This window comes from Paenarthrobacter sp. GQ52 (assembly GCF_059759005.1).
The window spans coordinates 617317-629613 of the sequence record NZ_JCAXEJ010000001.1 but is presented as its reverse complement, the minus strand read 5'-3'; the positions used below and the strand labels follow the sequence as shown (position 1 = coordinate 629613).

At 63.1% G+C, this 12297-nt stretch carries 14 protein-coding genes and 1 riboswitch; of the genes, 6 read left to right on the top strand and 8 right to left on the bottom strand.

Features of this window, described 5'->3' with window-relative positions; genetic code table 11:
- The first annotated feature begins 5 nt into the window (after positions 1 to 5).
- A complete protein-coding gene (locus tag AC6CH8_RS02740; RefSeq protein ID WP_062067368.1) occupies positions 6 to 233 on the top strand; it encodes an RNA-binding S4 domain-containing protein in 228 nt (75 codons plus the stop codon).
- Between the two features lie 12 nt (positions 234 to 245).
- Here AC6CH8_RS02740 and AC6CH8_RS02735 read toward each other — a convergent pair whose 3' ends face one another.
- Positions 246 to 896, bottom strand: coding sequence for an alpha/beta hydrolase (locus tag AC6CH8_RS02735; protein ID WP_091466330.1), 651 nt, complete (start codon positions 894 to 896; stop codon positions 246 to 248).
- Positions 897 to 966: 70 nt separating this feature from the next.
- Between AC6CH8_RS02735 and AC6CH8_RS02730 the strand changes: the two genes are divergently transcribed.
- The 3 genes from AC6CH8_RS02730 (at position 967) to AC6CH8_RS02720 (ending at position 3501) form a co-directional block, all read left to right on the top strand.
- Positions 967 to 1809 (top strand): SGNH/GDSL hydrolase family protein, encoded by an 843-nt coding sequence (locus tag AC6CH8_RS02730; RefSeq protein WP_091466329.1) that lies wholly within the window; start codon positions 967 to 969, stop codon positions 1807 to 1809.
- A gap of 1 nt (position 1810) precedes the next feature.
- Positions 1811 to 2989, top strand: a complete 1179-nt coding sequence (locus AC6CH8_RS02725; RefSeq protein WP_498188559.1) for a winged helix DNA-binding domain-containing protein — start codon at positions 1811 to 1813, stop codon at positions 2987 to 2989.
- A 62-nt stretch (positions 2990 to 3051) separates the two neighbouring features.
- A complete protein-coding gene (locus AC6CH8_RS02720) occupies positions 3052 to 3501 on the top strand; it encodes a hypothetical protein (RefSeq protein ID WP_091466325.1) in 450 nt (149 codons plus the stop codon).
- Positions 3502 to 3503: 2 nt separating this feature from the next.
- Here the strand turns inward: AC6CH8_RS02720 and metX are convergent, their stop codons facing one another.
- Both metX and AC6CH8_RS02710 read right to left on the bottom strand, forming a co-directional pair.
- Complete coding sequence (metX, locus tag AC6CH8_RS02715; protein WP_498188558.1) at positions 3504 to 4625, bottom strand: homoserine O-acetyltransferase MetX; 1122 nt, start codon at positions 4623 to 4625, stop codon at positions 3504 to 3506.
- 15 nt (positions 4626 to 4640) lie between these two features.
- Positions 4641 to 4757, bottom strand: a riboswitch (SAM riboswitch).
- Between the two features lie 162 nt (positions 4758 to 4919).
- Positions 4920 to 6260, bottom strand: coding sequence for a bifunctional o-acetylhomoserine/o-acetylserine sulfhydrylase (locus AC6CH8_RS02710; RefSeq protein ID WP_256870782.1), 1341 nt, complete (start codon positions 6258 to 6260; stop codon positions 4920 to 4922).
- Positions 6261 to 6463: 203 nt separating this feature from the next.
- On the opposite strand from AC6CH8_RS02710, the gene AC6CH8_RS02705 reads away from it, so the two are divergent.
- Complete coding sequence (locus AC6CH8_RS02705) at positions 6464 to 7102, top strand: VOC family protein (protein WP_026005588.1); 639 nt, start codon at positions 6464 to 6466, stop codon at positions 7100 to 7102.
- Positions 7103 to 7241: 139 nt separating this feature from the next.
- Here AC6CH8_RS02705 and AC6CH8_RS02700 read toward each other — a convergent pair whose 3' ends face one another.
- Complete coding sequence (locus AC6CH8_RS02700; protein WP_498188557.1) at positions 7242 to 8015, bottom strand: CPBP family intramembrane glutamic endopeptidase; 774 nt, start codon at positions 8013 to 8015, stop codon at positions 7242 to 7244.
- Between the two features lie 23 nt (positions 8016 to 8038).
- Here AC6CH8_RS02700 and AC6CH8_RS02695 point away from each other — a divergent pair, with 23 nt between their 5' ends.
- Entirely contained in the window at positions 8039 to 8719 is a 681-nt protein-coding gene (locus AC6CH8_RS02695) for a histidine phosphatase family protein (RefSeq protein ID WP_498188556.1), read from the top strand.
- 24 nt (positions 8720 to 8743) lie between these two features.
- On the opposite strand, the gene AC6CH8_RS02690 is transcribed toward AC6CH8_RS02695, so the two are convergent.
- The 4 genes from AC6CH8_RS02690 to AC6CH8_RS02675 are packed head-to-tail and all read right to left on the bottom strand — an operon-like array spanning position 8744 to position 12296.
- Positions 8744 to 9535: a DeoR/GlpR family DNA-binding transcription regulator gene (locus AC6CH8_RS02690; protein WP_178996457.1), complete on the bottom strand. Its 792-nt coding sequence runs from the start codon at positions 9533 to 9535 to the stop codon at positions 8744 to 8746.
- A 24-nt stretch (positions 9536 to 9559) separates the two neighbouring features.
- Complete coding sequence (locus tag AC6CH8_RS02685) at positions 9560 to 10414, bottom strand: class II fructose-bisphosphate aldolase (protein WP_498188555.1); 855 nt, start codon at positions 10412 to 10414, stop codon at positions 9560 to 9562.
- The gene (locus tag AC6CH8_RS02680) at positions 10396 to 11364 is read right to left on the bottom strand and encodes a 1-phosphofructokinase family hexose kinase (RefSeq protein WP_017199380.1); all 969 of its coding nucleotides are present in this window, start codon (positions 11362 to 11364) and stop codon (positions 10396 to 10398) included. Before AC6CH8_RS02680 ends, AC6CH8_RS02685 begins: the two co-directional genes overlap by 19 nt.
- Positions 11361 to 12296 (bottom strand): ROK family protein, encoded by a 936-nt coding sequence (locus AC6CH8_RS02675; protein ID WP_498188554.1) that lies wholly within the window; start codon positions 12294 to 12296, stop codon positions 11361 to 11363. The genes AC6CH8_RS02680 and AC6CH8_RS02675 overlap by 4 nt, the downstream gene beginning before the upstream one ends.
- Between the last annotated feature and the right edge of the window lies 1 nt (position 12297).

The window sequence follows — 12297 nt, the reverse complement described above, 5'->3', positions numbered from 1 at the left end:
GCTGTATGAGCAACCCCGAAATTGAAGAGATCCCCATCCGTGACGACATGATCCGACTCGGCCAGCTGTTGAAGCTCGCCAACTTGGTGGAGGACGGCGTTGAAGCCACGGAGCTCATCAAGAACGGCTTGGTCAAAGTCAACAACGAAATCGATGACCGCCGCGGACGCCAGCTTCACGTCGGCGATACCGTGACCGTCAATGGCCAGACGGTCCGGATCACCGCCGCCTGATACATCGGAACCTCAGTCAGTGAGCACCTTGTGGGTGAGGAATTCGCCCACGTGTCCGATCTCCTGCTGGTTGATGCCGTGCCACATCCCCGTGTAAAGCACTTTGGTGAGGTCGACGTGCTTGCGCACCCAGCCCATGGTGTATTCGATTTTGTCCTGGGTGATGACGGGATCCTGCTGGTCGCGGCCCCAGAACATCGGTAGCGTTCCGTCCAGTTCGTCGTCCCGGAATGCGGCGTCAGCGCCGGCGTCGATCACAAAGCCTGAAAGCCCGACGACGGCAGCGAAGTCCGCGGGACGGTAGCGGAGCATGGTGGTGGCCATCGCCATGCCCATGGAGAAGCCCAGCAACGTCACGGACGAGTGGTTGGCTTTGACTGTGTCCAGCCACTCGAGGGCGTACTCGGCTGCCTGCTTTACAGCTTCCAACGAGTAGTCGATGGAAGCCGTGAGAGGAAACCATGTGAAGCCCGGCCCCATGGGCATCGGTGCTCGAAGGGCGGCCACCACAAAACCCTCGGGCAGCAATCCGGCCAGGCTGAACAGGTCGTCCTCGTTGGAGCCGTAGCCGTGCAGCAGGACCAGGAGTGGCTTACCTGCACGCTCGGATTCGTCGTGGGACCACAGGACAACGGGAGCGGGAAATGTGGGTGCTTCAGTCATGGGTCCATTCTTACAGTTACCCACCAGTAACAACCTACGGTGGCGTAGGGTCGACGTCACGGTGCAGGATATGAGCGTGAGTGAGAACAATCCTTTACTGAAGCCGGGCGAGCCCGTTCAAAAACACCCTTGGACCCGCTATGTGGCCCTGGGTGACTCCTTCACGGAGGGCATCGGCGACCCCGAGCCGCAGAACCCCGGCGGTTATCGTGGTTGGGCGGATCGGGTTGCCGAGGAACTGGGCCGCAGCCAGGAAGATTTCGCCTACGCCAACCTTGCTATCCGTGGCAGGTTGCTGCAGCAGATTATTAATGAACAAGTTGGCCCCTGCTTGGAACTGCAGCCTGACCTCGTGTCCATTTCGGCCGGCGGCAACGACCTCATCCGTCCCGGCGGCGATCCCGACCTGTTGGCGGAAAAACTCGACGCCGCAGTCGCGGAGCTGAGCTCGGGAGGTGCCACCGTGGTGCTTTTCAATGGCCCGGACACGGCAGCATCAGTACTCGGGCGCATCCGCGGCAAGGTGGCCATTTACAACGAGAACCTCAGGACGGTAGCTGCGCGGCACGATGCCATCATCGCGGACATGTGGTCCTTGCGGCAGTTGGCGGATCCCCAGATGTGGAACGTTGACCGCCTTCACTTCTCGCCGCTGGGCCACCACACCATCGCCATGATGGTTTTGGAGGCGTTGAACGTCGAGCACACGCTTGAGCCCCTGATGCCCAAGCCCCTTCCGCCGCGCACGTGGCGTCAGGCCCGGTCTTCCGACCTTGTCTGGGCACGTGAATTCTTTGTCCCATGGGTGATCCGGCGCCTTCGGCATCAGTCCTCCGGCGACGGAATCACGCCAAAGCGTCCGACGCCGGGACCCGTCTTCGGTTCCACCGGCACCTTGCTGCCACGCCGCTGACGTGACGTCGGGTGCCGGCTCCCTGCATGCGGAGGCTATTCGGAGGATTCGGTTGCGGCGGCAGCAGTTGCGGGCTCCCTACGCCGGAAGTCCCGGGGACGTGGTCCGCAACCTTCTGGCCGTCCAATCGCAGGAGTTCCCCTATGCGAGGTGGACTCTCGCACAGAGAAGCTCCACCAGCGCTTCATCGATGGTCACTGCCTTAAGCGTTGAGCAGGCGGTAGCCGATGGAACCATCCTGCGGACGCATATTCTCCGGCCTACGTGGCATTTTGTGCATCGGGACGATCTTGGCTGGTTGATGGCGTTGTCCGCAGATCGCCTCCACCAAGGCAACAAAGGCATGTACCGGCAAACAGGAATCGATGAGGACTCTGCTGCCAAGAGCGGCCGAATCCTCGCCGCCGCTGTGGCCGATGGAGCGCACAAGACGCGCGAGGAACTGGCCGAAGTCCTGGGACAGTCCGGATTTCCCAGCAAGGGTCTGGGCTTCATCTACCACCTCATGCACGCGGAAATCAGCGGTGTCCTGGTCAGCGGCTCACTCGTCCGTTCTGCAGGCGGCGCCCTGAAACAAACGTATGCCCTGTTCGACGAACGGGTACCCGGTTCGGCTCTTAAGCCTCTGACCGCCGAAGGCCGCGAACAGGCTCTTGGACGGTTGGCACTCCGATACTTCACCAGCCGGGGGCCCGCCACGGTCAAGGACTGTGCGGCGTGGTCCGGGTTGACCATAAAAGACGTAAAGCGGGGAATCGAGGTGGCGGGTGACATGTCCCGCGGAAGCTTGGGGGCGGCGCAGTGTGATGGTTTCGACTTTTATCTGGCCTCCGAGGAAGCGGACGCTCTCGCGGGTGGCGACGATCCTTCGCCCGCCGAGGATCCCGGGCTTCCCCGCGTCGACCTCATCCAGTGCTACGACGAATACGTGATGGGCTACTCACAGTCCCGGCACTTCCTTGGTGGCACGGCGCCCTTCTTCCCCGAGGACAACGGACCCATGCACGTGGTCCTGCTGGACGGCAGATTGGCCGGATGGTGGCGCCATGGCTTCTCCGGCAGAACCTGCGAAGTGGACGTCCGAATGAACCGGCCCACCACCGCAAAAGAGCAGGAGGCCCTGCAGTCGGAGGTGGATCGCTACGGCCGGTTCCTGGGCATGCAGACCAAGCTGGCCTGAAGCAGCAGCCGTGGTTTTGCCGGCCAGGACTAAGCTGGGATGAGACCTAGGAGGCCTGCACTGTGAACAATCTGATCTTCTGGATCATCGTCTGCTCTTGGCTGATTCCACTCGGGATCCGCATGTACAACCGCTCCCGGGCGCGTCGGATCCAGGACAATAACTTCCGCGACCCCGGCTACCCTCAGCAGAATCTGCCCGGACCAGGGTATCCGCCACAGAATTACCCGCAGCAGAATTATCCAGGTCAGGGATACCCGACGCAGGGTTACCCAGGTCAGAATTACCCCGGGTACCCTTCCGAGCCGACCGTCATCCGCCCCGCGGATTCGACACCGCAGGCCGGGCCGCCGTCGAACCCTTCATCCCCGGCACCGTTCCCCTCAGCGGGCGCTTCGGAGCCGCAGGGATTCCGCGCCCGCAAGTTGGCGGAGCTGGACACGAAGTTCAGCAACGGCGAGATCGCCATGGAGGATTACATGAAGCAGCGCGGCGAAATCATGAACGGCTAGGGCTAGGCGAAGAATGATTCGCGGAGTTGTGCCGAGAGCTGGCCGATCTCAGTGAGGAAGCCATCGTGACCAATCGGAGCCTCAATGAGGTGGACCGGCACATCCCCAGGTAGCGCCGCGGCAAGTTCCCGCGACTGTGCCGGGAAGTAGAGCCTGTCGCTGTCCACCGCCGCCACGAAGAACTCAGCCGTAGCGCGCGACAACGCCTGTTCCAGCGGACCGCGGCCCCTGGCGACGTCGTGGGACATCAGGGCTTCGGTGATGGCGATGTAGCTGTTGGCATCAAAACGGCGGACCAGCTTCGTTCCCTGGTGGTCCAAATAGCTTTCCACCTGGTAGCGGCCACGCTCCCCCAACACCGCGGCAGCGAGTGGTGCCTCCTGGTGCTGGGCTTCCCTGCCGAAGCGGAAATCCAACTCCAAGGCTGAGCGGTAAGTGATGTGGGCGATGCGTCGGGCCAGTGCCAAGCCATGTTCGGGTGCAGTGCCGCCGTAATAGTCACCGTTTTTGAAGTTCGGGTCCTGCCTGATGGCCAAGGTTTGGGCTTGAGCAAAGGCAATCTGCTCGGCCGTACTGTAGGCGCCCACCGAAATTACGGCGCAGCGTTTGACCCTGTCGGGGAACGTAACAGCCCATTCAAGGGCCCTGGCGCCGCCCATGGAACCGCCCAACACGGCGTGCCAGGCATCGATTCCCAAGGCATCGGCGAGGCGCGCCTCAGCCTCCGTGCTGTCGCGCAGCGTGACCAACGGGAAACGTGAGCCCCAAGGACGTCCGTCCGGTGCTTCTGACGATGGGCCGGTGCTGCCATAACAACCGCCCACGATGTTGATGGAAATGACAAAAAACTTGTTGGTGTCGATGGTGGCACCCGGCCCAACGAGCTGCTCCCACCAACCTTCCTCGTCGGTGGCTCCACGGGCTACGTGAGTGCTGCCCGTGAGCGCATGCTGGATGAGGACGGCATTGGAGGCCTCGGCATTCAGCTGCCCCCAGGTCTCATAAGCGAGGACGACATCGGGGAGGAATCCGCCGGCCTCAAGTTCCAACGGCCCGATGCCGGCGTACTTGACGGTTCCGTCTTCTTCTCCGGATTTGGGAAGGGCTGTAGCAGTAATGGTCATTCCTTTGACACCTTAACCTCGCGCTTGCCCGTCGCCTTGCGTGCGAACAGGCCAGGTCTTCACCCGGGGCACCCCACCGCGTAGGAGGGTTGCCGGCCAGCAAGCCGGGGCTGTGTGCTGGCACTCATGACCTAATACCAAGAGTCTAGGAAATGCAGGGTGGTTCTGGCGAAGAATGTGACAACAGTGTGACGGTTTAGGGCGTCTTCGTTCACGAACGAGCACCCGGAACTGCCGCCCGGCGAATAATCGTCGACGCGGGCGGCAGCCGGACTGAGACTCTAAGCCGCGGCGTTAGGCGCCCTTGGCGGCCCGGAAGCCCGCTTCGAGGTCGGCGATGATGTCATCAACGTGCTCGATGCCCACGGACAAGCGCACGAGGCCGGGGTTGACGCCGGCGGCGACCTGCTGCTCCACCGTCAATTGGCTGTGTGTAGTCGACGCCGGGTGGATGACCAGCGAGCGGACATCACCGATGTTGGCAACGTGCGAGTGCAACTCCAGGCCGTCCACGAAGCGCTTGCCGGCTTCGACGCCGCCCTTGATGTTGAAGGCAACGATGGCGCCCGTGCCCTTGGGTCCGTACTTCCGGCCGCGGTCGTACCACGGGCTGGACGGCAGGCCCGCATAGGCGACCGATTCGACGTCGTCGTGGTTTTCAAGCCATTCGGCCACCTTGGTGGCGTTGGCAACATGGCGTTCCACGCGCAGGCTCAAGGTCTCCAGGCCCTGGGCAATGAGGAAGGCGTTGAACGGGGACACGGCAGAGCCGAGATCGCGAAGCAACTGGACTCGGGCCTTGAGGATGTAGGAGAGGTTCGCGCCCAGTGCACCGTCCTTGCCGAGGTCCCGGGCGTAGACCAGACCGTTGTAGCTGGGGTCCGGGGTATTGAAGCCAGGGAAGCGGTCCGGGTCCTTGCCGAAGTCGAAGTTGCCGGAGTCCACAATCACACCGGCGATTGCCGAACCGTGACCACCCAGGTACTTGGTCGCGGAATGGACCACGATGTCCGCTCCCCACTCGATGGGACGGATGAGGTAAGGCGTGGACAGGGTGTTGTCCACAATAAGGGGAACGCCGGCCGCGTGTGCGGTGCGGGCGATGCCCTCGATGTCAAGGACATCCTGGCGCGGGTTGGAGACGACCTCGCCGAAGAACAGCTTGGTGTTCGGCCGTACGGCGTCACGCCACTGGTCCAGATTGTCCGGGTCCTCGACGAACGTGACCGAAATGCCGAACTTCTTCAGCGTGTGCGCCAGCAGGTTGTATGTGCCGCCATACAGGCTGGGGCTCGCTACGATGTGGTCGCCCGCCTCGGCGATATTCAGGATGGCGAACGTCTCCGCAGCCTGTCCGGAGCTGAGCAAGAGGGCACCCAGGCCACCCTCAAGGCTCGCAACCCGCTGCTCCACTGCATCCTGCGTCGGGTTGCCGATTCGGGTGTAGATGGGAGCGAGCTCGGCCAGGGCAAAGCGATTGGCGGCGCTCTCGGCACTGGGGAACACGAAGGACGTGGTCTGGTAGATCGGAAGCGAGCGCGCTCCTGTGGCGGCGTCGGGCTCTTGACCGGCGTGGATCTGGCGGGTTTCGAAAGACCATCCTTGGGACATGGAGTTCTCCTGTTCGTGACGCATGGGTTTGGCGGGCAAGGTGAAGCGGTGCGAGCTGGGGCCAGTCTAGGAACTGTCCGGAGGCGAAGGCAGCTTTGTGACGCCTGGGGGATCTTTCGGTCTTCCCGCGTCCCTCCATGACGCCCCTTACCACCGGCTATACACATCCCACCTTAGTTAGGCTTGACTTAGCTGAGACCCCGATCACAAAGTGCCAAGATGAAGCCATGCGCATGGATCACGTCTCTTACGCCTGTGAACGAGATGGCCTTTTGGCCACTACCGAACGAATTTCCGCGGCACTGGGAGTGGACGCTGTCCGGGGCGGAGTGCACCCGCGCTTCGGTACCCGGAACATGATCATTCCCCTTGCGGATAACAAGTACCTGGAAGTGGTGGAGGTCCTGGACCACCCCGCTTCCGACAAAGCACCCTTTGGCCAGGCCGTCCGTGCCCGCTCGGCTGCCGGTGGTGGATGGATGGGCTGGTGCGTCGCCGTTGACGACCTTGCACCGTTCGAAGACCGCCTTGGCCGCTCGGCTGTTCCGGGCAACCGCAAGTTCCCCGACGGACGCGAACTGGTGTGGCAGCAGATTGGCATCCTCGGCCTGATCGCGGATCCCCAAGTGCCCTACCTGCTCAAGTGGGAGGGCGACCCCTCGCTGCACCCGTCCAGGATCTACGAGAGCGACGTCAAGATGTCCAGCCTCACCATTGCGGGCTCGGCTGAACGCGTCACCGAATGGTTGGGCGAACCAGTGGAGAAGCCGCTTGAGGATGTCGCCGTCCAGTGGATGGCACCGCACGGCACTCCAGGCATCCTCGCTGTAACTTTCGAAACCGCCTCCGGAGCCGTCACCATCTGACCGATCCATCCATCCGGGCTGGTCCCGGCCCCGGTCATCCATGTCCGGAGTCAATCATGTCCGGGCTAAGCTTCGGCCGCCATCAGCGGGTGCCAATGACGTCACCCACCGATGGCGGCCGGATACTTTTAACGGACCACTACCCCAGTCCCATTGCCTTGCCGAACAGGCTGAATCCAACGAACGCCACGATGTCCAGCAGTGCGTGGGCAATCACCAAGGGCATTACCCGCTTGGTCTTGGTGTAGATCCACGCGAACAGCAGGCCCATGACCACGTTCCCTATGAACGGCCCAAAGCCTTGGTAAAGGTGGTAGCTTCCCCGCAGGACGGCACTGATCACAATGGCCACCGGCACGCTCCACCCGAATTTGCCGAAGCGGTCCATGAGGTACCCCACCACGATCACTTCTTCCACGATCGCATGGCGCACGGCCGAAAGGACCAGCACCGGCACTGTCCACCAGTAAGCGTCAAGGCCGCTGGGCACAATTGCAGTGGTGATTCCCAGCGCACGACCGGCCGCATACAGGCCGAGCGAGGGGATGCCGATCGCAGCGGCCAGGCCAACACCTTGGAGAAGGTCCTTGCCGGGCCGGGCAAAATTGAAGCCAAGCCGGGCGAACGCCGAGCCGCCCCCACCTTCCCGGCCGCCAGGTGCATGGGTGGACAGGAAGTAGAACACCAAGGCCACGGGCACCAGAGCGAACACGATGTCCAGCAACTGGTAGGTGAGGTCGAAGTACTCACGCGTGCTTTGGGACCTGTTCAGCGTTGACGTGGCATCCGCCAAAGGTGCCCTCGTCATCTTGTCCAGCAGCTGAACTACGGAGTAGACGGCTGATTGGCCCAAGGACAGGCCCAGGACAATAAGTACTTCGGCGCGCAGCCGGCGACGGGAAGCAAGGAACATATACCCACCCTATGCTTGGTGGGATGGGTGCCCCTGAGAGAATCTTCATGATCCGGCATGGCCAGTCTGCCGCGAATGCCGACACGTCCATCTACAACCGTGTGCCGGACTACCGGATCCCGCTGACGGAGCGCGGAGTGGAGGAGGCACGGATTGCCGGGGAGGACCTGCGCCGCAAGCTCGATGGAGAACAGGTCTGCGTCTACGTCTCCCCCTACTTGCGCGCGTACCAGACCCTCGAAGCCATGAACCTCGATCCCCTGATCGAGCGGGTGATTGAGGAACCCCGGCTTCGCGAGCAGGACTGGGCCAACTTCCAGATCGCCGGGGAGATCGAGGACCAAAAGGAACTGCGCAACCTCTACGGCCATTTCTTCTATCGGTTCCGCGAGGGCGAGTCCGGTTCGGACGTTTATGATCGGGTGTCATCCTTCATGGAGACGCTGTACCGGCACTGGCAGAAGCCTACTTACGCACCAAACACGCTCCTGGTCACGCACGGGCTGACCATGCGCCTTTTCTGCATGCGATGGTTCCACTGGACGGTGGAGTACTTCGAGTCGCTCAACAACCCGGACAACGCCGAGCTTCGGACCCTGATCAAGAACGACGACGACCAGTACAGCCTGGATATACCGTTCAGCCAGTGGGTGCCCCGGGAGGTAGACGACTCAGTGCTGCACGCACCGAGGATGCGCTTCTAGCCTTTCCAGCTCAGCCGGCGGGTGTCAGCCGGCGGGTGCGACGATGACTTCGGTGCCCTTGGCCTCGAACGCAGCTTTATGTTCGGCGCTGATGCCGGAGTCCGTGATGAGGTGCCTGAAGTCGTAGCCTGCCATGGCGGCAAAGGAGCGGCGGCCCACTTTGGAAGAGTCGGCAACCACATAGGACTCGGTGGCCCGGCGTGCCATCACCGTGTTGACCATGGCTTCGCCTTCGTCGGTGATGGTGGGCCCGAGGTCCGGGTCGACGCCGTTGACGCCGATGAACGCAATATCGAGGGCGACTTTTTGCATGATGACGTCTGTGTAGGGACCCACCAGCTCATAGGATCGCGGGTTGAGGATGCCACCGGTGACCATGATCTTGATGTTCGGCCGGACCGCAAGCTGCGAGGCGATGTTGATCGCGTTGGTCACCACCGTCAGCGTGGGCGTGTGGGACGGCGCGTTGAGGTCCTCGCGGGTGGACAGCAGTTGAGCCAAGGCGGTGTTGGTTGTTCCACCGCTGAGCCCGATCACAGCACCGGGACGGATCAGCGCAGACGCCGCCAGAGCGATTTCCTGCTTGGCCACGGCGTGGTCGTCCCTGTTGTAGCGCCCTGGGAGGTCATAGGCCACGGAACCAGTGGTGGCGCCGCCGCGGGTGCGGCTGAGCAGCCGCTGCTTGGCAAGACTGTCGAGATCCCTGCGGGCCGTGGCAGGTGAGACGCCCAGGCGGGTCACGATGTCCTCGACTTCCACATGGCCGGACTCGGCCAGGAGGTCGAGTATGGCAGTGAGCCGATCGGTGCGGGTCATGACGAGCCTTTCGCGGGTTTCCAGCTAATTCGCTTTGGCGAACAGAGTCAGCATACGTGCGGACTCCAGCACAAGGGCATCCCGGCCGGCCTTGACGTATTTCCGGGAATCCACCACTGCAGGGTTGGCATCGAGGTACTCACGGACGGCGCGGGTAAAGAACCCGTTCAAATGTGTGGACACGTTGATCTTAGTCATACCCGAACGGATAGCGGCTATGAGCATGTCATCTGTCACACCGGAGGAGCCGTGGAGGACCAGTGGTTTTCCCACCGCGGTCTTCAGTCTGGTGATGAGGTGCAGGTCCAGCGCGGCGCTGCGTTCGGTCATGGCGTGGGATGAGCCGACAGCAACGGCGAGCGCGTCCACGCCGGTTGCCTCAACGAATGAGTGGGCCTCGCCGGGGTCTGTTCGGACACCGGGAGCGTGGGCTCCGTCCTTGCCACCCACTTTTCCAAGCTCGGCTTCCACGTAGACACCCCGCTCGTGGGCATACTTTGCCACCCGCTGCGTGACTTCCACATTCCATTCGTACGGCAGGTGCGCGCCGTCGTACATGACGGAACCGAAACCAAGGTCCACGGCGGCGATCGCGAGGTCTTCGGATTCTGCGTGGTCCAGGTGAAGGGCAACGGGTACAGCGGCGGAGCGCGCGATTGCCAGGGCTGCCGAAGCGATGGGTTCGAATCCGCCGTGGTACTTGGCGCAGTTCTCGGAAATCTGCAGAATCAGTGGGACGCCGGCCGCTTCGGCCCCTGCCACCAGGCCTTCGGCAGTTTCGATGTGGATAATGTTGAACGCACCTTGGCCTGTTCCCGCGTCGGCGGCCCTGTCCATGAGTTCCCGAGTGTTGACCAGGGTCACCGGGTCTCCTTCCATGTCACGATCAATTGGTCCTGGAGTTCCTGGTACCGCGGCGAAATTTCACCTGCGGCAGGCATGAGCACGGCCGCGGCCGACCATGCGGTGGCCCGGCGAAGGATTTCGCGGGGCTCGGTGATGCCTTCGGCGAGTGCGACGGCGGCAGCCGCCACACCGGCGTCGCCTGCCCCTGTGGGGTTGCCGCTGAGCGCTTCCGGTAAGCGGGCGCTCCAATAGCCGCCCGGGGCGGCGTGGTCGAAGGCGAGCATGCCGTCCGCGCCGGCGCTGACGAGGACCGTGCGGGCACCCATGTCGATCAGGGCGAGGGCGGCTGCTTCAAGACTGGACTCGCCCGTTGCTTCGGCCAGCTCGTGATGGTTTGGTTTGAGGATGTCGGCGCCGGCTTTGGCCGCAGCGATGATCCCGGGACCGGAGGTGTCGATGATCGCCGGGATACCGGCGTCGTGGGCCAGGCGCACCAGTTCCGGGTAGAAGTCCGCGGGAGCGCCCGGCGGCAGGCTTCCCGAACCGACCAGGACGGAGGCCGGCAGGTTTCGGTTCCCGCTCACGGCCTCCACTACGGCGATCCGCAGTGAGCGCCAGTCATCCGGCAGAAGGGCCTGGCCCTCCTCGTTGAAGATGGACGTTTCCCCTGCAACGGTGTCCACCAGCGCGATGCTGCGGCGGGTTTCAGCTGCGACTCCCACCAGGGTGTGCGGCACGCCGCTGGTCCATAGTTCAGCTGCGAGGGTCTGCCCTGCCGCACCGCCGGTGGGGGCAATGGCGAGCACGGGGTACCCCAACTGGTGAGTGACACGGGCTACGTTGATGCCTTTGCCTCCCGCACGGCTCAAGGGCGTGGGTACCCGGTGGCTGGAGCCCTCGGTGATTCCGTGGACGGTGTAGGTCATGTCGATGGCCGGGTTGGGAGTGACGGTAATAATGCGGTTCACGTTGGCTCGCTTCATCGTGTGCCTCCCAATAGTGCCCGGGCGTTCAGTGCCGCGCCGAGCAAGCCGGCGTCCTGCCCCAGTTGCGCGCGGATGAGATGGGGCCTGCGCTGGAAGTCCAGGATGGCGTCAACCCGCTTACGGAGTGGCTCGAGCAGCTCGTCGCCCGCTTCAGCGAGGCCTCCGCCGATCACCACGGCTTCTGTTCCCATGATGTTCACGCACTGGCAGATAGTGAAGGCCAGGGCATCAACGGCATCGGCCCAAACACGTGCGGCCACCGCATCTCCCGCGCTGGCCTTGAGCAGGACGTCGCGGGCACCGTTCACGCTGGTGCCCGATGCCCGGTGGTAACGCTTGGCAATTGCGCCTGCTGAGCCCACTGCTTCCAGGATGGTGGAGCCTGTGGCGTCCGGCCCGGCGTCGGGGTCCGGGACCTGGGCGTGGCCGAGTTCTCCGGCGAATCCCCCTGCGGTAACGGCCTTGCCGCCCGAGAACACAGCTGCAGCAATGCCGGTTCCCACCACCATCACCACAACATCGTTGAACTCTTTGGAACCGCCAAAGCTGTGTTCCACAGCTGCAGCGGAACGGACATCATGATCGAACGCGACGGGGATGCCGAGCCGCCTTTCGGCTTCGGCTTTAAACGGGAAGTTGCGCCATCCAAGATTGGCGGAGTAGACACCCACACCGGCCACGGAGTCCACGATTCCGGGGACGATGATGCCTGCTGCCTTGGCGGGGGCTTCCGGAAACTCCGAGGCCAACTCGGCTTTAAGCCCAGCTAGCCTGTCCAGGACCGCTTCGCCGGGGCGGGCCGGATCCAACGGCGTAGGGACGCGGCGCATGCCCAGAACGGTTCCACGGGCGTCCACCAAACCAGCCTTGATGTCCGTCCCGCCAACGTCGAAAGACAGGACCGGTGATTCTGCGGCTCCGAGAACCATG